The sequence below is a fragment of the Solimonas terrae genome (assembly GCF_011067135.1).
In the GTDB taxonomy this organism is placed as follows: Bacteria; Pseudomonadota; Gammaproteobacteria; order Nevskiales; family Nevskiaceae; genus Solimonas; species Solimonas terrae.
In genome coordinates, this window is record NZ_JAAMOW010000008.1 from 150,838 (window position 1) to 176,722 (window position 25,885).

Sequence of the window (25,885 nt, forward strand, 5' to 3'; positions counted from 1 at the left end):
TCAATTTAAGCTGTAGCATGAGATCATTGACTGCGGCTGGCGGGAGTCCAAGGGGGCTTGGAGGGCTATGAAGCGCATCGTTTCGTCTGTAGCGGCTGTGGCCGCTGGCCTGTGGCTGTCGTCGGCAAGCGCGCTCGGACTCGGAGAAATCCAGGTCCGCTCGCATCTCAATGAACGTTTCGATGCCGTGATCCCGCTGACCTCGGTCAGTGCCGACGCGGCTGCCGATCTGCGCGTCGGTCTGGCCAGCGCCGAAGATTTCGCCAGCGCCGGCCTTGACCGTGCCGACTACCTGTCGAGCCTGCAATTCTCGATCAACACCGACGGTGCGCCGCGCATCGAGGTGAGCAGCGACAAGATCGAGCGCGAACCGTTCGTGCAGATGCTGCTGGAGGTGCACGGTGGCGGCAATCGCATCCTGCGCCAGTACACCGTGCTGCTCGATCCGCCGGGCCTTGCGAAGGCTGCGCCGGCGGCACCGCAACCGACACCCGCGCCGGTTGCCATCGGCCAGGCGGCCGACAGCGGTCAGCCGGTATTCGAAGAAGTGCAGCATCCGGTGCCGCCACCGGACGAGCGACCGCTTGCGCCGCGTTCGGAGCCGGTCAAGCCGGCGGCCAAATCCACCAAACCGGCCGCCGCCGCCAGCCCGGCGACAACGGCAGCACCGGCAGCCGATGGCAGCGCAGTCGCGCCGACCAACGGTGAACTGTATGGGCCGGTCAAACCCGCCGAAACCCTGTGGAGCATCGCGACTCGCGTGCGCGGCAGCAGCGACGTCAGCATGGATCAGGCGCTGCTTGCGCTTTACAACAGCAATCCACGCGCTTTCGACGGCGGGATCAACGGGCTGAATCGTGGCGCCATGCTGCGCATTCCGACGGTCGATGACATGCGCGCGCTGAATGCCGTCGACGCGCATCGTGAAATCGCACGCCTGCGTGGCCTGCCGCAGACTGCGGCGACCAGCAGCGCGCCGCACCGGCAGAAGCCGGTGATCGAGCCGACCCGGATCACGCCGCCACCGCCGCCGCCGGCCTCGACGATCAATTCAAGCTCGGGCAAGAAGGCAGACGCGGGCGCTGCTGTCACGCCGTCGCCAGCGGCTGCAGCGCCGGCATCGGCGAGCGAGGCCGCCGCCTCGACGTCATCCACGAGCGAGGTCGGGAGCGCTGCAACGCCGGCCGAACCCACGGCCGCATCGGAGCCGGCAAGTTCTGAACCGAATGCCGACTCCAATGCGGCGGTGGCCACCGCTGCGCCGGCTGCTCAGGCTGCCGATGGCGGCGAGACGGCGGCGCCGACGCCGGTCGAGGAAGCGCCAGCTGCCGCCCCCCCGCCGGCCCCGAAGAAGCGGCCTGCCGACGGTGGTCTGCTGGAGACCTTGCTGATTCCGCTGATCGTGGGTCTGCTGATCCTGTTCGTCATCGCCTATCTGTTCTCGCGCTGGCGCGCTCGCCGTGCGCCACCCGCGCCGGCGCCGGCCGCGACGCCGAAGCGCATGCCGCTGTCGACGCCGACTCCGGTGGCGCCGGCGGCACCCGCAGCCAAGGCGGCCGCTGCCGCTGCTGCTGCCTCGACCCAAAAGCTCACACCACAGGAAGAACTCGATCGCCTGCAGGCGAGTCTGTCCGAAGCGACGCGCGACGACATCCCGACGCAGCAATTGCAGACCCAGCAGCTGAGCGCCGACGAAGCCGAGCAAACCCAGGCGGTGGCGGCCGAATTGCCTCCGGTCGATTTCGATCTGACCGGCCAGTTCGCGACGCAGACCGTGCAGATCGATCTCGATGCCAACGATCCGGTGTCCGAAGCCGATTTCCATCTCGCCTATGGCCTTTACGACGAAGCGGCCTTGCTGCTGCGTCAGGCCGCCGAGAAGGATCCGTCACGAACGGATATCGGCATCAAGCTCGCGGAAACCTATTTCGCAGCCGGCAAGACCAGCGAATTCGAGCAGACCGCCGCTGCCCTGAAGCCGAAGCTGGCGGGCGCCGAGTGGCAGAAGCTGGCGATCATGGGGCAGCAGCTCGATCCGGAATCGACACTGTTCAAGGACGCGCCGCAAGGCTCGCTGAGTACCGATCTCGATCCGGGCTTTGACTCGCATGCCACTGCCCCGGCAGACGACATGGCGCTCGACTTCAGCTTCGATGCCGAGCCGGCGAAAGCGCCGGAAGCCGCCGCGCCGGCAATGGCGATGACGGCCGACAACGGTCTCGATTTCAAGCTCGACGATCTGGAGTTGCCGTCGCTTGATCTGGGCAAGGGCGAAGTGCCTGCTGCTGCGCCTTCAGCAACCGTCGCCGACGACAATGCGCTGGAATTCGATCTCGGCGGTTTCGACATGCCAGCGGAAACGGCTGCCGGCACGCCGGCGGCGAAGGTGGCGGGCGAGCATGAGGCGTCGTCGTCGCTGGATTTCGATCTCGGCGATTTCGATGCCAGCCCGGCGACACCGCAGAAGCCGGCACCGAGCGCCGCAGCGCCTTCGGCCGAGGCGACGATCGAGGAGTTCGACTTCGACACGGTTTCGACCGACGCCGCCGACATCGCCGGCGACGAAGCCTCGACCAAGCTCGATCTGGCCCGTGCCTATGTCGAAATGGGTGATCACGAAATGGCACGCAGCCTGCTCGATGAAGTGCTGACGCAAGGCAACGCGCAGCAGAAGCAGGATGCGCGGGCGCTGGTCGAGCGGCTTGCCTGACGCGTGAGGCTGTGACGCGTTACGCGGCCGGCGTCGAGTACATCGGCACCGGCTACAGCGGCTGGCAGGCCCTGAGTGGCCGGCAGACGCTGCAGGCCGAACTGGAGCGCGCGCTCGCACGCGTTGCCGACCATCCGGTATTCACGACTGCCGCCGGCCGCACCGATGCCGGCGTGCATGCCTTGCAACAGGTCGTGCACTTCGACACCGATGCCGAGCGCAGTGACTACGCCTGGCTGCTCGGCACCAATTCCAATCTTCCGGGCGATCTCAGCCTGCGCTGGGCGCAGGCAGTGCCGCTGACCTTTCATGCGCGCTACGGCGCGATCGAACGCAGCTATCGCTACGTCATCCACAACCAGCGTGCGCGCAGTGCGCTGATGCTGAACCGCGCGAGCTGGTGGCCGCGGCCGCTCGATGCCGACGCGATGCAGCTCGCCGCGCGGGCGCTGATCGGCGAACACGATTTCAGCGCGTTTCGCGATTCGCAGTGCCAGGCGCCGAGTCCGGTGCGCGAGCTGCGTCGTGTCGAGGTGCGGCGTGTGCGCGACTTCATCGTCGTCGACGTGGTCGGCAATGCGTTCCTGCACCACATGGTGCGCAATATCGTCGGCACGCTTGCCGAAGTCGGGCAGGGCCGTCGACCGGTCGAATGGGTGGCGGCGGTACTGGCCGGCCGGGATCGTCGCGAGGCCGGAATCACGGCGCCGGCTGGCGGTCTCTATTTCGTGGGGCCGCAATATCCGGCAGAATTCGCGCTCCCGAAACCGCCGCAGCCCTGGTTTCCCGCCTGACGGGACATCTTTTCCGCTGCGAGCCCGAACGATCGAGCCGCTTTGTTCCGCACCCGCATCAAGTTCTGTGGTCTGCGTCGCCCCGGCGACGTCGCCACTGCCGTGGCGCTGGGCGTCGATGCGATCGGCCTGATTCTGGTCCCCGGCAGCCCGCGCCACGTCACGCTCGACACAGCGGCGAAGCTGCGCGCCGGCCTGCCGCCGCTGGTCGGCAGCGTCGTGCTGTTCAAGGATGCCGACGCGGGCTTCGTGCAGGAGGCGATCGACGCCGTGCGCCCCGACCTGCTGCAGTTTCACGGCAATGAAGACGCCGCGTTCTGTGCGAGCTTCAACACCCCGTATGTCAAGGCACTGGCAATGGGCGGCCGGCTGTCGCTGCGTGCCGAGGCGCGGCGTTACGCCAGTGCGTCCGCGCTGCTGCTCGACAGTCACGTGCCGGGCGGCATGGGCGGTCGCGGCGAGACCTTCGCCTGGACGCCCTTGCCGAAAGTGGCCAGACCCTTGTGGCTGGCCGGCGGCCTGACGGCCGGCAATGTCGGCAACGGCATCAAGGCACTGCGGCCGTTCGCCGTGGACGTCTCGAGCGGTATCGAGGCCAGGCCCGGCGTCAAGGACGCCGACAAGATGCGCGCTTTCGTCGCGGCCGTCCGTCGCGCCGACCAGAAACTGAAATGAGCACGACAACGATGAGTTACGACTACCCCGATCGCAAGGGCCATTTCGGTCCGTACGGCGGCCAGTTTGTCGCCGAGACGCTGATGGAACCGCTGCGCGAGCTTCTCGACGCGTACGTGCGGCTGAAAGACGATCCGGCCTTCCTGCGCGAATTCGACAATGACCTGCGCGACTACGTCGGCAGACCGTCGCCGCTTTACCACGCCGAGCGCCTGACGCGGAAATGGGGCGGAGCGGAGGTCTGGCTCAAGCGCGAAGATCTCAATCACACCGGCGCGCACAAGGTCAACAACACGGTCGGCCAGGCTCTGCTGGCCAAGCATCTCGGCAAGACGCGGATCATTGCCGAGACCGGTGCCGGCCAGCACGGCGTTGCCAGCGCCACGATCGCCGCGCGGCTCGGGCTGAAGTGCGTGGTCTACATGGGCGCCGAGGATGTGCAGCGCCAGTCGCCGAACGTCTATCGCATGAAGTTGCTCGGCGCCGAAGTGCGGCCGGTGCACAGCGGCACCAGGACGCTGAAGGACGCGATGAACGAGGCGTTGCGCGACTGGGTCACCAATGTCGACGACACCTTCTACGTGATCGGCACGGTCGCCGGCCCGCATCCCTATCCGCTGCTGGTGCGCGACTTCCAGTCGGTGATCGGCCGCGAAGTGATCGCGCAGAGCACCGAGCGTTTCGGCGCGCTGCCCGATGCACTGGTCGCCTGCGTCGGCGGCGGCTCGAACGCGATCGGCCTGTTCCACCCGTTCATCGGCCACGCGGGCGTGGCGATGTACGGCGTCGAAGCAGCCGGTCGCGGCATCGACACGCCGGATCACGCCGCGCCGCTGTCGGCCGGCAAGCCGGGCATCCTGCACGGCAACCGCACCTACATCATGGCCGACGACAACGGCCAGATCCTCGGCACGCATTCGATTTCCGCCGGGCTCGATTATCCGGGCGTCGGACCCGAGCACTCGTGGCTCAAGGACAGCGGCCGCGTCACCTACGTGGCCGCCACCGATGACGAGGCCCTGGCGTCGTTTCACGAACTGACGCGCCTCGAGGGCATCATTCCGGCGCTGGAGTCCTCGCACGCGCTTGCCTACGCAAGGAAACTCGCGCCGCAGCTGGGCGCAGGCAAGCGCCTGGTCGTCAATCTGTCCGGGCGCGGTGACAAGGACATCTTCACGATCGCCAGACTCGAAGGCATCACGTTATGAACATCCTGTTTCCATGCCGGCCATCCCGGTCCGGACTGTCAAAGTCAGCATGAGCCGTCTCAAGATCCGTTTCGATGCGCTGAAAGCGCAGGGCCGCAAGGCGCTGGTCCCGTATATCACCGCCGGCGATCCGAATCCGGATATCACAGTCGAATTGATGCATGCACTGGTGCGCGGCGGTGCCGACGTGATCGAGCTTGGCGTGCCGTTTTCCGATCCGATGGCGGATGGGCCGACCATCCAGCTCGCCTGCGAGCGCGCGCTCCGGCATGGCACCGGGCTTTGGCAGATCCTCGACATGGTTGCCGAGTTCCGGATGCGGGACGCCGACACGCCGGTCGTGCTGATGGGCTACCTGAATCCGGTCGAAGCGCGCGGCGTGCAGGCTTTTGCCGAGCGCGCCCGGCAGGTCGGCGTCGATGGGGTGCTGCTGGTCGATCTAGCGGTCGAGGAGGCGCAGGGCTACGTGCCGGTGCTGCGTGCGCAGGGCCTGGACTGCATCTTCCTGCTCGCGCCGACCAGCCCGGACAGCCGTATCGCCGCGATCGCCGCGCAGGCCAGCGGTTATCTCTACTACGTCTCGCTGAAAGGCGTGACCGGTGCTGCGACGCTCGATGTTGCCAGTGTCGCAACGCAGCTGGCGATGATCCGCCGGCATACCGCACTGCCACTGGCTGTCGGGTTCGGCATTCGCGATCCCGCGTCGGCGAAGGCGGTCGGCGCGATTGCCGACGGTGTCGTCGTCGGCAGCGCCCTTGTCGCCGAGGCCGAACGCCTGCAGGATCGGCCCGCGGAGCTGCCCGCCGTGCTGCAGGAAAGACTGGCGGCCTTGCGCGAAGCGCTTGACAGCCTGACCGCGCAGCCGGCTAATCTCTAAGCGGCTACCATAGACACCTCAGCCTAGGGCAGAACGGAATCAATGAGCTGGCTCGACAAGATTGCGGGATCGAAGCTGCTGACCAGCGGAGCGCGCAAGCGCAATGTGCCGGAAGGTCTGTGGACCAAGTGCGGAACCTGTCAGTCGGTGCTGTACCGCGCCGAACTCGAACGCACGCTGGAAGTCTGTCCCAAGTGCGGTGATCACCGGCCGATCGCCGCGCGTGCGCGCCTCCATCACTTTCTCGACGCCGAGCCGCGCGAGGAGATTGGCGCCGACGTGTCGCCGCGCGATCCGTTGAAGTTCAAGGACAGCCGCAAGTACGTCGACCGCATCAAGGAAGCGCAGGCGGATACCGAAGAGAAGGACGCGCTGGTCGTGATGCGTGGGCGCCTGATGGGCATGCCGCTGGTGGCTGCGGCCTTCGAGTTCAGCTTCATGGGCGGCTCGATGGGCAGCGTCGTCGGCGAGAAGTTCGTGCGCGGCGTCAATGCCTGTCTCGAATATGGCGTGCCGTATGTCTGCTTCAGCGCCACCGGCGGCGCCCGCATGCAGGAATCGCTGTTCTCGCTCATGCAGATGGCGAAGACCTCTGCTGCGCTGGCCAAGCTGGCCGAGCGTGGCCTGCCGTTCATTTCCGTGCTGACGCATCCGACGATGGGCGGCGTGTCGGCGAGCTTCGCGCAACTCGGTGATCTGCAGATTGCCGAACCGCGCGCGCTGATCGGCTTCGCCGGCCCGCGCGTGATCGAACAGACCGTGCGCCAGAAGCTGCCGGAGGGTTTCCAGCGCGCCGAGTTCCTGCTGGAGAAAGGCGCGATCGACATGATCGTCGACCGTCGCGAGATGCGCGAGAAGCTGTTCCGCCTGCTCGCGATCCTGACGCACTTTGCGCCGGGCGAGGTCAAGGCGGACGTTCCCGACACCGCCGCCGAGTAGGTCCGACCGGGCTTTTGTGACGCATCCCTTTATCGGCAGCCTCGATGCATGGCTGCGGCGCCAGGAGTCCCTGAATCCGAAAGCGGTCGAGCTGGGTCTCGATCGTGTCCGCCGGGTCGCTGCGCGGCTCGATCTCCTGCGCGATTCGCGTTACACGCTGACCGTCGCCGGCACCAACGGCAAGGGCTCGAGTGCGACACTGGCGGCCGGTATCTATCGTGCGGCGGGCTATCACGTCGGCTTGTACACCTCGCCGCATGTCCTGCGTTACAACGAACGCGTGCAGATCGACGGTCGACCGGTCAGCGATGCAGCCTTGTGTACGGCGTTCGACGCGATCGAGGCCGTGCGCGGTGACGATCTGCTGACCTATTTCGAGTTCGGCACGCTGGCGGCGTTGTGGCTGTTCCGCAAGCAGCGGGTCGACGTGCAGGTGCTCGAGGTCGGCCTCGGCGGCCGGCTCGACGCCGTCAACATCATCGACGCCGATGTCGCGCTGCTCACCAACGTCGGTCTCGATCATCAGGACTGGCTCGGCGACAGCCGCGAAGCGATCGGTCGGGAGAAGGCTGGCATCTTTCGCGCACGGCGGCCCGTGGTCGTCGCCGATCCCGAGCCACCACAGTCCGTGATCGACGCGGCGACCATGCTGGACGCGCCACGTCTGCAGCTGGGCCGCGATTTCAATTACGGGATTGGCGATGATGGCCGCTGGACCTGGATCGGCAAGGCCGAGCACTGGACCCAGCTGCCGGCGCCGGGGCTGTCCGGACCGATGCAGTACCGCAATGCCGCCGGCGTATTCACCGCGATCGATGCCGGCCAGCACCGGCGACCGGTACGTCGCGATGCCTTCGAGCGGGCGCTGCCCAGGCTGCAGTCCTTGCGCGGGCGCGGCGAGCGTTATCGCGGCGTACTGCTCGACGTTGCCCACAATGCCGAGGCAGCCGAGGTTTTTGCACAACTGCTGGGCGCGCAGGCGCCGGCGCGGCGTGCGCTGGTCCTCGGCATGCTCGCCGACAAACCGGTCGAGGCGGTTGCGCGGGCGCTGGTGTCGGTGGTCGACAGGTTCTTGGTAATCGGTCTGCCGGGCCCGCGCGGCCTGACGGCAGCGGCATTGCAAACCCGCCTGCGGGACGCGGGTATCTCGGCGCAGACCTGCGACAATATCGGCGCGGCCCTGCGCTGTGCCCGCGAGCACGCGGGTGCAGCGGGCAGCGTGGCGGTGACCGGTTCGTTCCTGACGGTCGCGGCTGCCATCAACGAACTGGATGCCCATGGATGACAAGTTGAAGCGCCGCCTGGCCGGCGCCGCGGTACTGCTGGCAGCGACCTTTGTGGCCGTGTCGCTGTTGCCGACACCTGAACAGTCGGCACAACAGGGCGGGGTCGATGTCGTCACGATTCCGCTGCACGATGTCGTCAACGCATCGCCGTCGATGCCGACGCCGAGTACCGCCTTGCCGCAGACGCTCGCCGCGCCGGCGCCGGCGGACGCTGCCGATCCCGCGCCCGCCAGCGGTGACGTGGGGGACAGTGGCGACGACGACGTTGCCGATGCACAGGACCCGGCTAGCAGCGGCGACGACGATGCGCCCGACGCGGTTCCAGCCGACGATCGCAAACCCGTCAAGCTTGCGCTCGAGCCGGCGCTGAAGCCGGATTCGGCGACCGCCGCTGCGGCGCAGACCGAGGTTGCCAGTGCCGCGACCAGCACGGACAAACCGAGCGAAGCGCAGCCTCCGCCGGTGGCGAAGCCGGCGCCGGCGCCGGAGCCGAAGCCGGAGCCGAAGCCGGGCACCAGGCCCGCTGCGCCCACGCCCGCGCCGAGCAAACCGGCGGAAGCACCAGCCAAGCCCGCGTCAGCCGCGGTTGCTCCAAAGCCCGCCGAAGTGCATGCCACGACGCCGGCACCGGCAGCTGCCACGTCGCACTGGTTCGTGCAGGTTGGCGGCTTTGCCGACATCGACAACGCGCGCAAGGTGCAGACCAGACTGCAATCGATCAGCCAACCGACCATCCTGGCGCCGATCGACAACGGCAAGGGCACGATCTATCGCGTGCGCGCCGGCCCTTACGCAAGCGAGATCGCCGCACAGCAGGCGTTCGAACGGATCAAGGCGCTCGGCTATCCGGGATCGCAGCTGGTCACGCCTTGATTTGCCGTGCGCCGCCGCCATTGCGACGGCGCCGTGTTTGCAAAACCCGATATCAGCCGGCGATCCGCTGCCAATTCGTCGCGCCGACGTGCCTTCGGCGTGAACGGGTTGGCGATGCTAGAATCGCGGCCACTCCACGCCGCGCGCCGCATGACCTGGATTGACTACTGCATCGCCGCACTCGCGCTGATCTCCGTACTCGTCGGCGTGATGCGCGGCTTCACGCGCGAAGTCCTGAGCCTGTCGACCTGGATTTTCGCGTTCGCGCTGGCCGCGCTGTTCGGTGGCCGTGCGGCGAAACTGCTCGAACCCCATATCGCCGACCCGGCACTGCGCGAAGCGGTCGCCTGCGGGCTGGTGTTCTTTGCCGTGCTGCTGCTTGGCGCGATCTTCACCCATATCGCCGTCCAGGCCGTGCGCGAAAGCAGCTTTTCCGCATCCGACCGGACGCTGGGTGGCGGTGTCGGCGTGCTGCGCGCGGTGATCGGACTGGCGCTGTTCGTGCTGGTTGCCGGTCGGCTCGGCGCCGCCGAGGACCCGTGGTGGCGACAGTCGACGATCGTGCCGCATGTCGTCGGTCTGGCGCGCGGACTCGAAACCGTCATACCGCAGCGCTGGCTGGATTTCATTTCGGCGGCGCCCGCCAGACTGCAGACCACGTCTTCCACGGATTCCTAGTGCTCGCTTGCGCAAACAGTGTCATGACCCCGCCGGGCTCATCAGCACCCGACGGCGTTTCCTCTGCTCGCCATCGCACCGGACTTCGTCGGCGCCTGGTGTCGGGCATCCCTTCCGTTCGGCGGTTTCGCCAACATCTTTGCAGGACAGGACACTAGTCATGTGTGGAATCGCCGGTATCGTTTCCCAAAACGTCGCGGTCAATTCGGATCTGTTCGATGCCCTGACGATGCTTCAGCATCGTGGTCAGGACGCCGCGGGCATGATCACCAACGAGGGTCATCGTCTGTTCCTGCGCAAGGAAAACGGCCTGGTGCGCGACGTTTTCAATGCCGATGACCAGATGGCCAAGCTGCGCGGCAACATGGGCGTGGCGCATGTCCGCTATCCGACGGCCGGCACGTCGACGTCAGCCGAAGCGCAGCCGTTCTACACCAACACGCCGTTCGGCATCGCGCTGTCGCACAACGGCAACCTGACCAATTCCGAAGAGCTCAAGCAGGAGCTGTTTCTCGAAGACCGCCGCCATCTGAACACCGACTCGGATTCGGAAGTCCTGCTCAACGTTTTCGCTCACGAGCTGCTGCAGCGGGGTGTGCTGCGTCTGACCCCGGACGACATCTTCGCGGCGGTGTCGGGTGTGCACCTGCGCTGTCGCGGTGCCTATGCCTGTGTGGTGATGATCACCGGCTACGGCGTGGTCGGCTTCCGCGATCCCTATGGCATCCGCCCCATCGTCTACGGCCGGCGCGAGACCGCCAGGGGCCCGGATTACCTGATCGCCTCGGAATCGGTCGCGCTGGACGCGCTCGGTTACGAGTTCGTCGACGACATCGCACCCGGCGAAGCCGTGCTGATCACGCTCGACGGCAAGCTGCACAAGCGCCAGTGCGCCGCCAATCCGATCTACTCGCCGTGCATATTCGAGCACGTCTATCTCGCGCGCCCGGACTCGGTGATCGACGACATCTACGTCTACAAGGCGCGCCTGCGCATGGGCGTCAAGCTCGCCGAGAAGATTCTCCGCGAGTGGCCGGAACACGACATCGACGTCGTCATCCCGATCCCCGATACCTCGCGCGTCGCCGGCGCCGAGCTTGCTGCCCGCCTCGGCGTGCACTACCGGGAAGGCTTCATCAAGAACCGCTACATCGGCCGCACCTTCATCATGCCCGGCCAGGCCCAGCGCAAGAAATCGGTGCGCCAGAAGCTCAATCCGGTCGACCTCGAATTCCGTGGCAAGAACGTGTTGCTGGTCGATGACTCCATCGTGCGCGGCACAACCTCGAAGGAAATCGTCGAAATGGCGCGTGCCGCCGGCGCGCGGAAGGTCTATTTCGCCTCAGCTTCACCGCCGGTCCGCTATCCGAACGTCTACGGCATCGACATGCCGACTTCGAGCGAGCTGGTCGCACACGGCCGCACCGTCGACGAGCTGGAAAAAATGCTCGGTGCCGATCGCCTGATCTATCAGGATCTCGAGGATCTGGTCGACGCCGTGCGTGCCGGCAATCCGAACATCACGCGCTTCGACTGCTCGGTGTTCAATGGCGAATACATCACGCAGGACGTGACGACGGAATATCTCAACCAGCTCGAACTGTTCCGTTCCGACGCTGCCAAGGCGGCACGACAGAAGGCGCAGACCACGGTCATCGAGCTGCGCAACGCCTGAGCGCACGTGCGGTTCGGCTGCTGCGCGTCGCGGCGTCAGGCTCGACACCGACTCACGCGTGCGCTGCGCGCTTGCCCAAAGGACAATTTCGCCTTACCTTTGCGCGGCGCCGATTTGCTCCCAGCTTGCAGGCGCGGCGTTTGTGGAACGCCAATAAATGTCGCTAAACAGGGGCGTGAGCCCGTTTGGCATGAATCGATGCTGGCGGGCTTTTTCATTGCCCGCAGGAGTGAAGGCAATGCAGGACTTCTTCGATCCGCAGTGGGGCAGTGCGACGCTCGGCGTGCGCGCGGCGGAACCCCGTACGGCGAACCGCGAGCACTCGGCGGCCTTGTCGCTGACCTCCAGCTATGTGTTCGAGAGCGCGGCACAGGCGGCGGCGGTGTTTTCCGGCGCCGAACCCGGCTACATCTATTCACGCTTCACCAATCCCACCACGGAAGCATTCGAGAAGCGTCTGGCGGCGATGGAAGGTGGCGCGAGTTGCGTGGCGACCGCGAGCGGCATGGCGGCGGTGCTGACGCTTTGCCTGTCGCTGCTCAGGCAGGGTGATCACATCGTCAGCTCGCGCGGCCTGTTCGGGTCGACGATCAGTCTGTTCAACAATGTGCTGAGCAGGTTCGGCATCGGCGTCAGCTATGTCGATCAGACCGATCTCGCTGCCTGGGAGCAGGCGATCCAGGCCAACACGCGCCTGCTGTTTGCCGAGACACCGACCAATCCGCTGGTCGAGATTGCCGACATTGCGGCGCTGGCCGACATCGCGCACCGCCATGGCGCCTTGCTGTGTGTCGACAACTGCTTCCTGACGCCCGTGCTGCAGCAGCCGCTCAGGCTGGGTGCCGACTTCGTCATTCATTCGGCGACCAAGTATCTGGACGGCCAGGGCCGCTGCATCGGCGGCGCGATCGTCGGCGATGCCGAACGGGTCGGCAAGGACGTATTCGGATTCATGCGCACCGCCGGACCGTGCCTGAGTCCGTTCAATGCCTGGGTGTTCCTCAAGGGACTGGAAACGCTGTCGGTGCGGATGAAAGCGCATTGCGAGAATGCGCATGGTCTTGCCGAATGGCTGAGCGAACAGGCCAGCGTCAGGCGCGTGTTCTATCCGGGCCTGGCAAGCCATCCGCAACACGAGCTCGCGCGCCGCCAGCAGTCGGGCTTCGGTGGTGTGCTGGCCTTCGAAGTCGAGGGCGGCCGCGAGGCCGCCTGGCGCGTCATCGATGCGACGCGGCTGATCTCGATCACCGCCAATCTTGGTGACACGCGCACGACGATCACGCATCCGGCGACCACCACGCATGCACGCATCAGTGCCGAAGCGCGCGCCGCTGCCGGCATCGACGAGGGCCTGCTGCGCATTGCCGTCGGTCTGGAGGATCTGAAGGATCTGACCGCCGATCTCGCCCGCAGCCTGCACCTCTAGGGCCTGTTAACGCTGATGGCGTCACTGTGGCCGAGGTTGTTTTGCCGCAGCGCAAGGAACGAGGAGTGAGGTGTACTTGACGTACATGAATGACGAGAGACGCCGCGCTGCGGCAAAACGGCCCGGCCCCTTCAGGGTGGTGCCTGGCAAGCCGCCATGCGGCGTTGCGAGCCGCTTCCTGGGGATTGCCATGCGCCACCACAGCGACACCATTGGCGTTAACAGGCCCTAACCATGGACATGCGCACGCGCCGGGCCTGGCATGCCGCGCTGGTCGAGACCGATCCGGCCGAGAAATGCCGGCGCGTCGCCGCCCTGGGCGGCAACGAGGTCGACGATGTCGATGACGATCCACGGCCGGTTCCCGGTCGGCCGGCGCGGCCGGCGCTGATTCACCCGCACGACGTGCCACAGCGTGCACTCGGTTCGGTCGAGGGCCGCGCCGCCTTGCTGCACGCCATCGCGCACATCGAATTCAACGCGATCAATCTCGCACTTGATGCAGGCTGGCGCTTCGCCGGCCTGCCGACGCGCTACTACGCCGACTGGCTCGGCGTTGCGCAGGACGAGGCACGGCATTTCGCGATGCTGCGTGCGCGCCTGCAGATGCTGGACTTCGACTACGGCGATTTCGCCGCGCACAACGGTCTGTGGGAGGCGGCCGAGAAGACCGCGCACGACGCGTTGCTGCGCATGGCGCTGGTGCCGCGCGTGCTCGAAGCGCGCGGGCTCGATGTCACGCCGGGCATGATCGCGCGCCTGCGCAAGGTCGGTGATCTGGAGACCGTCGCGATTCTCGAACTGATCCTGCGCGAGGAGGTTCGCCACGTCGAAATCGGCACGCGCTGGTTCCGCTACCTCTGCGCGCAGCGGGGGCTCGATGCCGCGGCGACTTTCCGGACGCTGCTGATCGAGCATGGCGTACGCCTGCGTCCGCCGCTGAATCTGCCGGCCCGGCATGCCGCCGGCTTCGTCGACGCGGAACTGGCGACGACATGATGCCGGTCGGGCCTCTCGCGCTGTTAGGATAGGCCGCCCCGCTACCGATCGCGCTCCGATGCCGCACGACCATTCCCACGACCACGCCGGTCATGACCACGATCACGGCCACACGCATGATCACGGTGCCCATGCGTCGGAAGGCAAGCTGCTGCTGGCGCTGTTGCTGACCGGCGGGTTCATGTTCGCCGAAGTCGCCGGTGGCCTCATTGCCGGTTCGCTGGCGCTGCTTGCCGACGCCGCGCACATGCTGACCGACGCGGCGTCGCTGGCGATGGCGTTTCTTGCCGTCCGCGCCGCGCGGCGACCGGCGACGCCGAGCATGAGCTACGGCCATCACCGCTGGCAGGTGCTGGCGGCGTTCGTCAATGGCGTGGGCCTGCTGGCCCTGTCGGCCTGGATTCTGATCGAAGCCATGCTGCGCCTGTGGCAGCCGGCCAGCGTGCAGGGTGGCGTGGTGATGCTGATCGCGGTGCTCGGCCTGGTCGTCAATCTGCTCGCGTTCGCGATCCTGTCCGGCGGCGAACAGAATCTCAATGTGCGCGGTGCGCTGGCGCATGTACTCGGTGATCTGCTCGGCAGCGCGGCGGCCCTGCTGGCCGGCGCCCTGATCTGGTGGCGCGGGTGGATGATCGCCGATCCGCTGCTGTCGGCTTTCGTTGCCCTGGTGATGGTGCGGACCGGCTGGCACATTGCGCGTCAATCGGCACATGTACTGCTCGAAGGTACGCCGCCGGGTCTCGACGAGCGGTCGATCATCGACGCGCTCGAAACCGGGGTCGACGCGGTTGAGAGCGTCCATCACGTGCACGCCTGGTCGCTGAGCGACAGCAAGACGGTGGTGACCCTGCATGCGACGCTGCGCGCCGACGCTGGTCGGGATGCCGCTCTGATGGCGATCCACGGCCTGCTCGAAACCCGCTTCGGTATCGAGCACAGCACGATCCAGATCGAGGAAAGCGCCTGCACGACGCCGCGCGCCTGCGTGTCCTGAGGTCTGTGCGGTCCGACCGCACTGCGTCCACCTCGCGAGGCGTTGGCGGGCCGGGCGCTGCTAGCGGGCTCTGTAGGCGGTTGCGGTGGACGGCGGCGACGTTTCGATGCGCCGTCGTACGCAGACGCCATACGCGTCGACGGACAGGTATTCCATGTGGTCCGGATGCCAGTCGGCTAGCACGATGCGCATCGCGCGGGCGCCGGCACGCAACTGCAGCAGATGATCGGCCGGGCGGTGCGTGTGACCATGAATCATGCGGCTGACACCGTGTTGCTGCATCGCGTTGCGGATCGCGTCTTCGTTGACGTCCATGATCGCCGACGCCTTGTTGCGCTTTTCGGCGCCGCTCTTTTCGCGCAGGCCGCCGGCGATTGCGAGGCGGCGCCGGCGCGGCAGGCGCATGAACAGCCATTGCGCGAGGCGATTGCGCGAGAAGCGGCGCCAGCGCTGATAGCCGACATCGTCCGTGCAGTAGCGATCGCCGTGTGAGATCAGCGTGCGCGTGCCGCCAAGTTCGAGGACCTGCGGGTCCTGCAGCAGCGTGACGCCGGTTGCGGCAGCAAAGCCGGCACCGATCAGGAAGTCGCGATTGCCGGCCATGAAGTACAGCGCCACGCCGCTTCGATGCAAGGCCGCCAGTGCGGCGACCTCGGCAGCATGGTTTTTCAGGCCGACGTCGTCGCCGACCCAGTATTCGAACAGGTCGCCCAGGATGTAGACCGCATCGGCATCGCGCGCCGGACCCTCGAGAAAATGCAGAAAGCCCTCGCGCAATGGCGAGGGCTCGTCCGGCAGATGCAAATCGGATAGCAGCAAAATCATGCGCCGGACCCGAGCTTGAGCAGGCACCGCCTGGAGGTCGTCATTGCGAAGAGCGTAGCGACGAAGCCATCCAGCGGCACTGCTCGATTGCTTCGCCGTGCTCGCAATGCGGAGGCTTGCAGCTCAGATCACCGTGACCTTGTCGATCACGACCTGCGTTTCCGGCACGTCGCGACCAAAGGGACGCGCCGAACCGGTCGGCGTTTCGGCGATCTTGTCGACCACGTCCATGCCCGCACTGACCTTGCCGAACACCGCATAGCCGTAGCCGTCCTGGCCCGGATGGTTGAGGAAGTCGTTGTTGCCGTGGTTGATGAAGAACTGCGAGGTCGCCGAATTCGGATCGGAGGTACGCGCCATCGCGATCGTGCCGCGATCGTTCTTCAGGCCGTTGGCCGATTCGATGCCGATCGGCGCACGCGTCTTGCGCTGGTCGTAGCTTGCATCGTAACCGCCGCCCTGGATCATGAAGCCCTTGATGACACGGTGAAAGACGAGGCCGTCGTAGTGGCCGTCGTTGGCGTACTGGACGAAGTTGGCAACGGTCTTCGGCGCCTTCGCGGCGTCGAGTTCAAGTTCGATCGCGCCGTGCGTGGTGTCGATGCGGACGCGGGTGATGTCGGTGGTCATGGCAATTCCGGTTTTATCGTTTGTAGAAAACTGCGGCATTCAGGCCGCAGCCGAGGATGGTAACGCGTCCATCGCCTCGCGTGCCGCCAGCAGCAAGCGGGCGTCGCTGTCCGGCCGGTGCGCACCTTCCGAGAGCACGCGCCGGAAGGCGCGGCCACCCGGCTGCGCACGATACAGTCCGAGCAGGTGGCGGGTGATATGGTTGAGCGCGGCACCGCGTTCGAGTTCGCGCGCGGCGTAGTCGATCATGTGCGCGAGAATCTCGTCGCGCGCGGCAATGGGGCGGCCGTTGCCGAACAGGCGTGCGTCGACCTCGGCGAGGAAGTACGGGTTTTCGTAGACCTCACGCCCGATCATCACGCCGTCGACGTGCTGCAGTTGCAGTTCACCCAGCGAGACGTCACGCAGGCCGCCGTTGAGCACGATCGTCAGCTGCGGAAACGCCAGTTTGAGACGGTGCACGGCCTCGTAGCGCAACGGCGGGATTTCACGATTTTCCTTCGGCGACAGGCCTTTCAGCCAGGCCTTGCGGGCGTGCACGATGAAGACCTTGCAACCGGCGTCGGCAACCGTCGCGACGAAGCGTTGCATGAACTCGTATTCGTCCGAATCGTCGACGCCGATCCGGTGCTTGACGGTGACGGGCAGGGACGTCGCGCTGCGCATCGCGCGCACCGCGGCGGCGACCTGTTCCGGTTCGTTCATCAGACAGGCACCGAAGCCGCCGCCCTGCACGCGATCGGACGGACAGCCACAGTTCAGATTGATCTCGTCGTAACCGAACTGCTCGCCGATGGCGGCGCATTGAGCCAGCGCCACGGGATCGGAGCCGCCCAGCTGCAGCGCGACCGGATGCTCGACGGCATCGAATTGCAGGAAGCGCGTACGGTCGCCATGCAGGATGGCACCGGTCGTCACCATCTCGGTATAGAGGCGTGCGTGCTGCGAGATCTGACGCAGGAAGTACCGGCAGTGACGATCGGTCCAGTCCAGCATCGGCGCAACGCAGAAGCGCCAGGGGTTCGGCGGGGGCAGGGTGGGGCGCGACACGGCTTCGACGGCTGACGGCGGACGCGCATTATCGGCGAAGACGAAGGGTCGGCGCCGGCTTTGCCGGATGTGGCGTTCCGGCCAGCTAGATCAGGCGCGTCCACCAGGTGCTGATCTGGGCACCGCAGCGCGGCCGCGGTGTCGCATCGGGGTCATCCGGCGGCGGCTCGGCGAGTTCGATGGCAAACGGCTCGGTCAGCGCATCGAGCCAGGGATGCGCGGGCGCTTCGACCGCGACTGGCGTCGACGGGCCTTCCGGATTTGCCGGCCGGTCTTGCGGCTCTTGCATATCTCCTCCTACGGCATGGCTGCAGGCCGTTGCAGCTTGCCAAGCGACGGTCCGCCGCACAAGCCGGCGTTTCGCCGTCCGTCGGATTCCTGCCGCCTTCGGCGGCCTGTCTGCGAGATCGAAGGCCGGTCGGACAGCGCGTCCGTGCAGCTGCCTGTTCGGCTCATACTCGCTGTCGAGCAAACTCGAGGCGCACGCTGCGGGAGTCGACATGGCCATCTCCAGGTTGCGATCGATCGCGGCGTTGACGCTGGCGGCGCTGCCGGCGCTGGCCGCCTTTGCCCAGCCGGCAGCGCTGGCGATCACGCACGTAACCGTGATCGATGGGCGCGGCGGACCGCAGACTGACATGAGTGTGCTCCTGCAGGGTGGCCGGATCGCGGCGGTGACGCCGGCCAAAACCCTGCATTTGCTGGCCGGCACGCAGCTCGTCGACGGTCGCGGCCGTTTCCTGATTCCGGGACTGTGGGACATGCATGTGCATCTGATGCGGCCGGGGCGCGTGGAGACGTATTTCCCGTTGCTGATCGCCAACGGCATCACCGGCGTCCGTGACATGGGCGGTGAACTGCCGCTGGCCGAAATCGGACGGCTCAAGCGCGAGGTCGAGGACGGCACGCGGCTCGGTCCGCACCTGTTTGCAGCGGGGCCGCTGGTCGATGGCCCGTATCCGGTTCTGCCGCATCTGAGCCGCGTCGTCACCGATGCCGCGTCGGCCGAGGCCACGGTCGTCGAGCTGCATGCGCAGGGCGCCGATTTCATCAAGGTCTACAACCGACTGCCGCGCGATGCCTATTTCGCGATCGCCGACACGACGCGCCGACTCGGCATGCCGTTCGCCGGCCACGTGCCGTTCTCGGTGTCGGCGCGAGAAGCGTCCGACGCCGGCCAGAAGAGCATTGAGCACTTGTTCAATGTGCTGTTCGCCTGTTCCAGCCGCGAAGACGGGCTGATGCGCGAGAAGGCGGCGATGCTCGCCAGCAGCGACGCCGACGAGCGCCGGCGCTTGCGGCGCGACTATCTGCGCGGCGTGCTCGACAGCTACGATCCGCAGAAGGCCGATGCCCTGTTCGCGCGCTTTGCCCGCAACGGCACCTGGCAGGTGCCGACGCTGGTGCAGCGGCGCTTCTTCGCGCAGCCGGACCCGGCGATCGCCGGCGATCCGCGCCTGCGCTACATCCAGCGATCGCAGCGCATCCGCTGGGACCCTCGCCAGGACGGCCGCATCCAGAATCGCGACGCCGAAGATCGCGAGATCGAGCAGCGCTCCTACGAGATGGACCGCGCCATGATTCCGGCGATGCTGCGGGCCGGCGTGCGCTTTCTCGCGGGAACCGACAGCCCGGACCCGTATGCATGGCCGGGCTTTGGTCTGCACGATGAACTGGCGGCGCTGGTCGACGCCGGGCTGACGCCGATGCAGGCCCTGCAGGCGGCGACCCGCAACGCCGCGGAGTATCTCGGCCTGCAGAACGAGACCGGCGCCATAGCGCCGGGTTTGCGCGCCGATCTCGTGCTGCTCGATGCCGATCCGCTCGCCGATATCCGCAACACCCGTCGCATCGAGGCGGTCATCTTCGGCGGACACTTGCTGTCGTCGCTTGCGCTGCAGCAGCTTCGCGATCAGGCGGCGGCTGCTGCGGACCGGAACTGAAGGCATTGCGTCAAGCGCCCGGGCCGGCGTCGGAAGGTCCGGCTGCGACCAGTTCCTGCCTTGTTCCGCAGCGGCTCGATGCGCAGCTTGCGCGCGCCGACATTGAGGGGGCGACGCCGAGACGGCGACCGCGGCTGCCGGCAGCGATCGGGCGCGCGTCAGCGCAGGCTCAGTATCGGCCGGCAACCATGCCCGGCAAGCCTGATTGGCTCAGGAGTCGGCAATGGCGCCAGAAAAATCGCAGCGACGCGTGATGCGGTACGTCGTGCCGGGTCTGGTGTCGGCCCTGGTCCTGCTGATCGCGCTGTGGGACTGGAACTGGTTTCGACCGTTGATCGCGCGTGAGGTGTCGTCGGTCCTGGGTCGGCCGGTCACGCTGGCGCATTTCGATGTGAAGCTGCGCTGGCATCCCTGGATCATCGTCGACGGAATTGCCGTCGCCAATCCGCCGGACTTTCCGAACGACAGCCATCTCGCCAGCGTCGAGCGCCTGGCGATTCATCTCGATCCCTGGGCGTGGTTCAAGGGCCGGCTGTCGTTGCTGGATGTCGAAATCGACAGGCCCGTGGCGGAGCTCGGCCCCGGGCCTTCCGGAAAACCGAACTATGTTTTCGATGCCCTGCAGAGCAAGGGGAACGAACAGCCGGGTGGCAGGCCGCCGGCGATCGACATCGGCAGCCTGACGATTCGCGACGGCGACGTGCACATCGTCGAGCCGACCCTGAAGTCCGATTTCCGCCTGAAGATCCGCACCGAGGCGCGCGAGCGGGGCGGGGAACCCGCACTGCGCGTCGACATCAGCGGTCGCTACGCCGATGCGCCGATCAACGGCCGGTTCGTCGGCGGCTCGGTGCTGTCGCTGCGCGATCCGGCAACGCCGTATCCGGTCGACTTGCGCGTGGAGAATGGCGATACCCAGGTCACGCTGAACGGGACCCTGGTCAATCCTCTGGCGTTCGCCGGCGCCAGGCTGACGCTCGACTTTCGCGGCAACAGCCTGGCCGATCTGTATCCGCTGACCGGTGTGCCGCTGCCTCCGTCACCGCCGTACCGGATTGCCGGCGATCTCGACTATGACCGCGCCAGCGGCGCGATCCGCTTCCGCCGGATCGATGGCCACTACGGACAAAGCGATATCGCCGGCAACGTCAGCGTGATTCCCGCAAGCGGGACTCGGCGCCGCAAGATCAGCATCCTCGCGCATTCCCGCAGGGTGGTGTGGAGCGATCTGTCCGGCTTCGTCGGCGCGACGCCGGGCGCCGCCGATGCGCCGAATGACAGCGCCGAGCAGAAGGCCTCGCGCGCCACGCAGGCCAGGCGTGGCAAGTTGCTGCCGGACACGCCGATTGCGCTGCCACGCATCCGCGCCGCCGACCTCGACGTGCACTACGACGTGGCGAAGATCGAGAGCAACAAGATGCCGATCGACACGCTCGATGCGCATCTGGCGATCGACGACGGCTTGATCAGCGTCAAGCCGTTGAAGCTCGGGGTCGGCAAGGGCAGCGTCGTCGCCGATGTCGCGCTCGACGGACGCCGCAGTCCGGTTCACGCGACAGCCGATCTGGATTTCCGTCAGCTCGATTTCAGCAAGATCGTCGACAAGCTCACGATCTTTCGCGGCACCGGCACGATCGGCGGTCGCGCGACGCTCGACACCCACGGCAATTCGCTCGCGGCAATGCTCGGTGCCGGTGACGGCAGCCTGAAGCTGTTCATGAGCGGCGGTGATATCAGCGCGCTGCTCGTCAATCTGGCCGGTCTCGATCTCGGCAACTCGCTGATTTCAGCGCTCGGCCTGCCGAGGCGCGCGAAGCTGCGCTGCATGGTCGTCGATCTGGGTCTGGACGACGGCCAGATCACGACCAATACCGCGCTCTTCGATACCTCGGAAGCCAATCTGCTGGGCACCGGCAGCATCGACCTGACGCACGAAACGATCGACTACAGGATTCGCACGCAGCCCAAGCGGATGAATATCGGCTCGCTGGCGGCGCCGATCGGCATCACCGGCCCGCTACGCTCGCCGCGCATCCGGCCGGAAGCCGGGGCGCTGGCACTGCGCGGCGGGGTCGCGACGGCGCTCGGCGTCTTGCTGACGCCGCTCGCCGCGCTGATTCCGACGATTCAGCTCGGTCTGGGCGAGGACAACGACTGCGTCGCGATGATCAAGGATCTGCGACAGGCGCCACCGGCCCCTCAAAAGCCCTAGGCGGGAAATCCGTCCGACGGTGCCGCGAACCAAGCCAGCAGCAGGCGATTGATGTCGTCGGCACGGTCGATCTGCAACCAGTGCGACGCGCCTTCGATGCGTTGGTAGCGCCAGGGACCGGTGACGTGTCGCCCCGAATTGCGCATCTGGTTTTCGGCCAGCGCGAAGTCACCATCGCTCCACATGCCGAACACGGGTAGCGGCGTTGTACCGAAACGACGTGTCAGCACCTGCCAGACGTTGGCCCGATACCAGCTCAGACCGGCCGTCAGTCGGCCCGGGCGTGACAGTGCCGCGACCCTCGCCTCGTTTTCGCCCGGGTCATCGACCAGTGTCCGCATCGCGCGCCAGTTGCCGGCGCGGATCAGGCGCTCCGCGAGTCCGCGCAGCAGGAAGAGGTAGATGTACCAGGAGCGCCATTTCTGTTCGAAGCCTCGTCGATATTCGGCTGGATGACCGACCGACATCACCGCGAAACTGCGGAAGCGTGCGGCGTGTTCGATGGCCAGCTGCCAGCCGACGACCGCGCCCCAGTCATGGCCGACCAGATGGACCGGTTCGTGGATGCCGAGCGCGTCGAGCAGGGCAATGATGTCGTTCGCAAGATTTTCGAGGCGGTAGGCGCGCACGCTGGTCGGCATCTCGCTGTTGCCGCAGCCACGCTGGTCCGGTGCGATGACACGATAACCGGCGGCAGCGAGCACGCCGATCTGGCGGTGCCAGACGCGCAGCGTGTCCGGAAAGCCGTGCAACAGCAGGACGGTCGGGCCGTCACCGGCGACCGCGACATTGAAACGCAGGCCGTTGGCTTCGACGCTGCGGGTTGCGATCCGATCCATCGCGGACGCCGACTCAGCGCAGGTTCGCGAGCGGCAGGCCGGCACGGAACTTCCTGTAATCGGCAGCCGCCTGGTGCGGGGCTTCGAGCATCGGCAAATGCCCGACGCCGGGCATCATCACGAGCTGCGAGTTCGGCAGCGCCTGATGCAGGATTTCGGCGCCGGACGGATCGAGCACCCGGTCCTGCAGGCCCCAGACGATCAGGGTTGGTGTGGCCAGGCCGGCGACCTCCTGTTCGAGGTGCGGGGTTTCGGCGGTGAGATCGCGGAAGATCCGCGTGTGAAGCTCATAGTTTCCGGCGGCGGCGAGCGCGAGTTCGTGCTTGACGCTGTACGGCACCGGCGGCTGGCGGCTCATCACGAGACTCATCACGTGCGCGAAATCGTCGGGTGTCCTCGCGAACAGCAGGAACTGCCCGCTCTCGCGATAGGCGCGGAACATTTCCGACTCCTTTGCCGAGCCGACGCCGGCCGGATCGAGCAACCAGAGGCTCTGCACGCGTTCCGGGTGCAGGTGCGCGAATTCGAGCACGATCGCGCCACCCATCGAATTGCCGGCCAGATGCGCGCGCGGCAGCTTCAGCGCATCGAGAAACTGGCCCAGCCGTTCGGCCTGTGCACCGATCGAATAGTCGGCGTCCATCGGCTTGCTGCTTTCGCCGAAACCGGGCAGGTCCGGGGCGATCAGACGGCCGCTGCCGCGCAGGAACGGCGCGATCTGCGCCCAGTTGTCCTTGTCCGCGCCGATGCCGTGCACCATCACCAGCGGTTCGCCCTGGCCGCCATCGAGATAGGCGATCTGGAAGCCGGGGATCTGCAGGGTCTTGCGCTCGACGCCTCCAAGCCAGTGCTGCACCGCGAGTGCGCCCTTCGACATCGGTGCCGGGAACAGATGATCGGCGGCGACGTAGGCGATCGCCAGCGCGAAGATGAAAGCGACGATGCGAAATACGGTCTTCATGAAATTCCCCCTTTTGTGATCGGTTCAGCTCGCCGCGGTGAGCTGCTCGGCCTGTGCGATGGCGGCGTCGTAGAACAGCACGCAGTGCGCGAGCATTTTCTCCAGCGGCTCGTCGAAGCCCTTGAACGCCCAGTGCATGACCAGGTACACGGTCGAGCCGACCAGGCCATTGGCGATCAGCTGGATGTCGAGATCCTGCTTCGGCAGTTGCGGATACAGCGACACGATCACCGAGCCGACCAGATCGGCAAAGCTCTGCGTGGCCAGCTGCGACTGGCGACCGACATCGGCGCTGACCGTCAAGGCGTCGATCAGCAGGATGCGCGACAGGCGCGGATCGTCGCGCAGGGTTTCGAGAAAGCTGCGGATCGCGCTGCGGGCAAGGCTGCGGACATCGCGATCGGAGCGGCCGAGTGCCTGTACGACGGCGGCGCGGACGGTTTCGATGGCGTGCTCGTAGACCGCCAGGAACAGGGCTTCGCGATTGGCGAAGGATTCGTAGAAGTAGCGCTCGGTGAGCTTGGCTTCGCCGCAGATCTCGCGCACGCCGGCGCTGTGATAGCCCTTGCTGCCGAAGGCATGCAGGCCCGCCTCGATCAGCTGTTCGCGACGCTGCCGCTGGCGTTGCTGGCCGTCGAGCCCGCGGAAGCGCCGACCGGTCGCCGGGGTTTTCGAAGTCGTCATCCGGCAATGTTGACATGAACCGTTGTCAAATATAAAGTGACAACACTGATTGTCAGAACGAGGGGCGAGAACATGGCATTCGATGCGGGCGGTGGCGAGAGCGGGGCGATGTCGGTGCTGATCATCGGCAGCGGCTTCTCGGGACTGGGGCTGGCGGTGCGACTCAAGCAGGCCGGCATCGAGGATTTCGAGATTCTCGAACGCGCCGACAGCGTCGGTGGCACCTGGCGCGACAACCGCTATCCGGGCTGCGCCTGCGACGTGCAGTCGCATCTGTACTCGTTTTCGTTCGAGCAGAATCCGGAATGGACACGGATGTTCGCGCAGCAGCCCGAGATCGAACGCTATCTGCAGGGCGTGGCCGACAAGTACGGCCTGCTCGGGCACACGCGCTTCGGCGCCAATGTCGTCGCTGCGCGCTACGACGAAACCCACGCGCTGTGGCGTGTCGAAACGGCCGATGGCCGCCGTTTCTCGGGGCGCGTGCTGGTGTCCGGCATGGGGGCGCTCAGCAATCCGTCGATTCCGAAGATTCCGGGTCTGGCCGACTTCAAGGGCAAGCTGTTCCATTCGGCGCAGTGGGACCACGACTACGAGCTGGCCGGCAAGCGCGTCGCCGTCATCGGCACCGGCGCGAGCGCCATCCAGTTCGTGCCGCAGATCGTGCCGAAACTTGCGCATCTGGATCTGTACCAGCGCACGCCGCCGTGGATCATGCCCAAGCCCGATCGCGCGATCTCGGACGGCGAGCGCAGGCTGTTCCGCGTGCTGCCGTTCACGCAGAAGCTGATGCGCGCCGGTCTGTACGCGATGCTCGAAACGCGCGTGCTCGGCTTTGTCGTGAACCCGGCCCTCATGCGGCTGGTGCAGCGCACCGCCGAGCGGCATCTCAGGCGCCAGGTGCCGGATCCGGCGCTGCGCGCCCGGCTGACGCCCAGCTACACGATCGGCTGCAAGCGCGTGCTGATCTCCGATGACTATTTCCCAGCGCTGACGCAAAAGCACGTCGATGTCATCAGCGATCAGGTCACGGAAGTGCGCGCCGATGCGGTGGTGACGGCCGACGGCACCGCGCGCGAGGTGGACGCTATCATTCTCGGCACCGGATTCACCGTGCAGGATCCGATTCCGCGCGGCGCGATCTTCGGTCGCGGCGCCCGCGATCTCTGGGACCGCTGGAACGAGAAGGGCGTCGAGGCTTACCTCGGCGCCAGCGTGCACGGCTTCCCCAACTTCTTCATGCTGATGGGTCCGAACACCGGTTTGGGTCACACTTCACAGGTGTTCATGATCGAATCGCATATCGCGTATGTCATGGACTGCATACGCCAGATGCGGGCGAAGCAGCTGCGCGCCGTCGATGTTCGCGCCGAGGTCCAGCAGCAGTTCAACGACAAGCTGCAGAACAGCGTCAACGCCGCGATCTGGAATCAGGGCGGTTGCAAGAGCTGGTATCTCGACGCACGCGGCCGCAACACGACGATCTGGCCCGGCTTCACATTCGTGTTCCGCGGCAAGACGCGTCGCTTCAGGCTCGCCGACTACGCGCTGGAAAAGACAACGAGCGCCGCGCGCGCCTGATCGTTTTCACATCAATCGACAACGGG

Annotated in this window: 23 protein-coding genes; 16 read left to right on the plus strand and 7 right to left on the minus strand. The window is 66.4% G+C overall.

What is annotated here, in order from left to right; genetic code table 11:
* The first annotated feature begins 67 nt into the window (after nucleotides 1–67).
* The 13 genes from G7Y85_RS15680 to G7Y85_RS15740 all read left to right on the plus strand — a co-directional run bounded on the left by G7Y85_RS15680 (nucleotide 68) and on the right by G7Y85_RS15740 (nucleotide 15,134).
* Nucleotides 68–2,710: a FimV/HubP family polar landmark protein gene (locus G7Y85_RS15680; RefSeq protein WP_166259280.1), complete on the plus strand. Its 2,643-nt coding sequence runs from the start codon at nucleotides 68–70 to the stop codon at nucleotides 2,708–2,710.
* Nucleotides 2,711–2,721: 11 nt separating this feature from the next.
* Entirely contained in the window at nucleotides 2,722–3,504 is a 783-nt protein-coding gene (gene truA, locus G7Y85_RS15685; protein WP_166259283.1) for a tRNA pseudouridine(38-40) synthase TruA, read from the plus strand.
* Between the two features lie 42 nt (nucleotides 3,505–3,546).
* A complete protein-coding gene (locus tag G7Y85_RS15690; RefSeq protein WP_166259286.1) occupies nucleotides 3,547–4,179 on the plus strand; it encodes a phosphoribosylanthranilate isomerase in 633 nt (210 codons plus the stop codon).
* Nucleotides 4,176–5,387 carry a tryptophan synthase subunit beta gene (gene trpB / locus G7Y85_RS15695; protein WP_166259289.1) on the plus strand — a complete coding sequence of 404 codons (1,212 nt, stop codon included), beginning with the start codon at nucleotides 4,176–4,178 and terminating at the stop codon, nucleotides 5,385–5,387. Before G7Y85_RS15690 ends, trpB begins: the two co-directional genes overlap by 4 nt.
* Nucleotides 5,388–5,436: 49 nt before the next feature.
* On the plus strand, nucleotides 5,437–6,264 hold the full coding sequence (gene trpA / locus G7Y85_RS15700) for a tryptophan synthase subunit alpha (RefSeq protein WP_166259292.1): 828 nt from the start codon (nucleotides 5,437–5,439) through the stop codon (nucleotides 6,262–6,264).
* 42 nt (nucleotides 6,265–6,306) lie between these two features.
* Nucleotides 6,307–7,203, plus strand: a complete 897-nt coding sequence (accD, locus tag G7Y85_RS15705; RefSeq protein ID WP_166259295.1) for an acetyl-CoA carboxylase, carboxyltransferase subunit beta — start codon at nucleotides 6,307–6,309, stop codon at nucleotides 7,201–7,203.
* A gap of 16 nt (nucleotides 7,204–7,219) precedes the next feature.
* Nucleotides 7,220–8,488: a bifunctional tetrahydrofolate synthase/dihydrofolate synthase gene (gene folC / locus G7Y85_RS15710; RefSeq protein ID WP_166259298.1), complete on the plus strand. Its 1,269-nt coding sequence runs from the start codon at nucleotides 7,220–7,222 to the stop codon at nucleotides 8,486–8,488.
* Nucleotides 8,481–9,362 (plus strand): SPOR domain-containing protein, encoded by an 882-nt coding sequence (locus tag G7Y85_RS15715; RefSeq protein WP_166259301.1) that lies wholly within the window; start codon nucleotides 8,481–8,483, stop codon nucleotides 9,360–9,362. Before folC ends, G7Y85_RS15715 begins: the two co-directional genes overlap by 8 nt.
* Nucleotides 9,363–9,512: 150 nt before the next feature.
* Entirely contained in the window at nucleotides 9,513–10,040 is a 528-nt protein-coding gene (locus tag G7Y85_RS15720) for a CvpA family protein (RefSeq protein WP_166259304.1), read from the plus strand.
* 160 nt (nucleotides 10,041–10,200) lie between these two features.
* Nucleotides 10,201–11,715, plus strand: a complete 1,515-nt coding sequence (gene purF, locus G7Y85_RS15725) for an amidophosphoribosyltransferase (protein WP_166259307.1) — start codon at nucleotides 10,201–10,203, stop codon at nucleotides 11,713–11,715.
* 238 nt (nucleotides 11,716–11,953) lie between these two features.
* A complete protein-coding gene (locus tag G7Y85_RS15730) occupies nucleotides 11,954–13,141 on the plus strand; it encodes an O-succinylhomoserine sulfhydrylase (RefSeq protein WP_166259309.1) in 1,188 nt (395 codons plus the stop codon).
* 234 nt (nucleotides 13,142–13,375) lie between these two features.
* Entirely contained in the window at nucleotides 13,376–14,140 is a 765-nt protein-coding gene (locus G7Y85_RS15735; RefSeq protein ID WP_166259312.1) for a ferritin-like domain-containing protein, read from the plus strand.
* A 58-nt stretch (nucleotides 14,141–14,198) separates the two neighbouring features.
* Entirely contained in the window at nucleotides 14,199–15,134 is a 936-nt protein-coding gene (locus G7Y85_RS15740) for a cation diffusion facilitator family transporter (RefSeq protein ID WP_166259315.1), read from the plus strand.
* Between the two features lie 60 nt (nucleotides 15,135–15,194).
* Here G7Y85_RS15740 and G7Y85_RS15745 read toward each other — a convergent pair whose 3' ends face one another.
* From G7Y85_RS15745 to G7Y85_RS15760, 4 genes are all read right to left on the minus strand, one after another.
* On the minus strand, nucleotides 15,195–15,959 hold the full coding sequence (locus G7Y85_RS15745; RefSeq protein ID WP_166259318.1) for a UDP-2,3-diacylglucosamine diphosphatase: 765 nt from the start codon (nucleotides 15,957–15,959) through the stop codon (nucleotides 15,195–15,197).
* 123 nt (nucleotides 15,960–16,082) lie between these two features.
* The gene (locus G7Y85_RS15750; protein WP_194241208.1) at nucleotides 16,083–16,589 is read right to left on the minus strand and encodes a peptidylprolyl isomerase; all 507 of its coding nucleotides are present in this window, start codon (nucleotides 16,587–16,589) and stop codon (nucleotides 16,083–16,085) included.
* Between the two features lie 39 nt (nucleotides 16,590–16,628).
* A complete protein-coding gene (gene dusA, locus G7Y85_RS15755; protein WP_366514986.1) occupies nucleotides 16,629–17,639 on the minus strand; it encodes a tRNA dihydrouridine(20/20a) synthase DusA in 1,011 nt (336 codons plus the stop codon).
* 85 nt (nucleotides 17,640–17,724) lie between these two features.
* On the minus strand, nucleotides 17,725–17,928 hold the full coding sequence (locus G7Y85_RS15760; protein ID WP_166259321.1) for a hypothetical protein: 204 nt from the start codon (nucleotides 17,926–17,928) through the stop codon (nucleotides 17,725–17,727).
* Nucleotides 17,929–18,139: 211 nt separating this feature from the next.
* On the opposite strand from G7Y85_RS15760, the gene G7Y85_RS15765 reads away from it, so the two are divergent.
* Nucleotides 18,140–19,582, plus strand: a complete 1,443-nt coding sequence (locus G7Y85_RS15765; protein WP_166259324.1) for an amidohydrolase family protein — start codon at nucleotides 18,140–18,142, stop codon at nucleotides 19,580–19,582.
* Nucleotides 19,583–19,805: 223 nt separating this feature from the next.
* Nucleotides 19,806–21,794 carry an AsmA family protein gene (locus G7Y85_RS15770; protein ID WP_166259327.1) on the plus strand — a complete coding sequence of 663 codons (1,989 nt, stop codon included), beginning with the start codon at nucleotides 19,806–19,808 and terminating at the stop codon, nucleotides 21,792–21,794.
* Here G7Y85_RS15770 and G7Y85_RS15775 read toward each other — a convergent pair.
* Genes G7Y85_RS15775 through G7Y85_RS15785 form a run of 3 tightly spaced genes read right to left on the minus strand, consistent with a single transcriptional unit; the run spans nucleotide 21,791 to nucleotide 24,278 of the window.
* The gene (locus G7Y85_RS15775; protein WP_166259330.1) at nucleotides 21,791–22,633 is read right to left on the minus strand and encodes an alpha/beta fold hydrolase; all 843 of its coding nucleotides are present in this window, start codon (nucleotides 22,631–22,633) and stop codon (nucleotides 21,791–21,793) included. The two genes, G7Y85_RS15770 and G7Y85_RS15775, sit on opposite strands and share 4 nt — an antisense overlap.
* 13 nt (nucleotides 22,634–22,646) lie before the next feature.
* A complete protein-coding gene (locus tag G7Y85_RS15780) occupies nucleotides 22,647–23,594 on the minus strand; it encodes an alpha/beta fold hydrolase (protein WP_166259333.1) in 948 nt (315 codons plus the stop codon).
* Between the two features lie 24 nt (nucleotides 23,595–23,618).
* Entirely contained in the window at nucleotides 23,619–24,278 is a 660-nt protein-coding gene (locus tag G7Y85_RS15785; protein ID WP_166259336.1) for a TetR/AcrR family transcriptional regulator, read from the minus strand.
* A gap of 72 nt (nucleotides 24,279–24,350) precedes the next feature.
* On the opposite strand from G7Y85_RS15785, the gene G7Y85_RS15790 reads away from it, so the two are divergent.
* Nucleotides 24,351–25,859, plus strand: a complete 1,509-nt coding sequence (locus tag G7Y85_RS15790; protein WP_166259339.1) for a flavin-containing monooxygenase — start codon at nucleotides 24,351–24,353, stop codon at nucleotides 25,857–25,859.
* The last annotated feature ends 26 nt before the right edge of the window (nucleotides 25,860–25,885 follow it).

Bases quoted from the DNA above. Each gene is read 5' to 3' on its own strand.
- G7Y85_RS15680 (WP_166259280.1), top strand. From the start codon at position 68: ATGAAGCGCATCGTTTCGTCTGTAGCGGCTGTGGCCGCTGGCCTGTGG.
- trpB (WP_166259289.1), top strand. From the start codon at position 4,176: ATGAGCACGACAACGATGAGTTACGACTACCCCGATCGCAAGGGCCAT.
- trpA (WP_166259292.1), top strand. From the start codon at position 5,437: ATGAGCCGTCTCAAGATCCGTTTCGATGCGCTGAAAGCGCAGGGCCGC.
- accD (WP_166259295.1), top strand. From the start codon at position 6,307: ATGAGCTGGCTCGACAAGATTGCGGGATCGAAGCTGCTGACCAGCGGA.
- G7Y85_RS15715 (WP_166259301.1), top strand. From the start codon at position 8,481: ATGGATGACAAGTTGAAGCGCCGCCTGGCCGGCGCCGCGGTACTGCTG.
- G7Y85_RS15720 (WP_166259304.1), top strand. From the start codon at position 9,513: ATGACCTGGATTGACTACTGCATCGCCGCACTCGCGCTGATCTCCGTA.
- purF (WP_166259307.1), top strand. From the start codon at position 10,201: ATGTGTGGAATCGCCGGTATCGTTTCCCAAAACGTCGCGGTCAATTCG.
- G7Y85_RS15730 (WP_166259309.1), top strand. From the start codon at position 11,954: ATGCAGGACTTCTTCGATCCGCAGTGGGGCAGTGCGACGCTCGGCGTG.
- G7Y85_RS15735 (WP_166259312.1), top strand. From the start codon at position 13,376: ATGGACATGCGCACGCGCCGGGCCTGGCATGCCGCGCTGGTCGAGACC.
- G7Y85_RS15740 (WP_166259315.1), top strand. From the start codon at position 14,199: ATGCCGCACGACCATTCCCACGACCACGCCGGTCATGACCACGATCAC.
- G7Y85_RS15745 (WP_166259318.1), bottom strand. From the start codon at position 15,959: ATGATTTTGCTGCTATCCGATTTGCATCTGCCGGACGAGCCCTCGCCA.
- G7Y85_RS15750 (WP_194241208.1), bottom strand. From the start codon at position 16,589: ATGACCACCGACATCACCCGCGTCCGCATCGACACCACGCACGGCGCG.
- G7Y85_RS15760 (WP_166259321.1), bottom strand. From the start codon at position 17,928: ATGCAAGAGCCGCAAGACCGGCCGGCAAATCCGGAAGGCCCGTCGACG.
- G7Y85_RS15765 (WP_166259324.1), top strand. From the start codon at position 18,140: ATGGCCATCTCCAGGTTGCGATCGATCGCGGCGTTGACGCTGGCGGCG.
- G7Y85_RS15770 (WP_166259327.1), top strand. From the start codon at position 19,806: ATGGCGCCAGAAAAATCGCAGCGACGCGTGATGCGGTACGTCGTGCCG.
- G7Y85_RS15775 (WP_166259330.1), bottom strand. From the start codon at position 22,633: ATGGATCGGATCGCAACCCGCAGCGTCGAAGCCAACGGCCTGCGTTTC.
- G7Y85_RS15780 (WP_166259333.1), bottom strand. From the start codon at position 23,594: ATGAAGACCGTATTTCGCATCGTCGCTTTCATCTTCGCGCTGGCGATC.
- G7Y85_RS15785 (WP_166259336.1), bottom strand. From the start codon at position 24,278: ATGACGACTTCGAAAACCCCGGCGACCGGTCGGCGCTTCCGCGGGCTC.
- G7Y85_RS15790 (WP_166259339.1), top strand. From the start codon at position 24,351: ATGGCATTCGATGCGGGCGGTGGCGAGAGCGGGGCGATGTCGGTGCTG.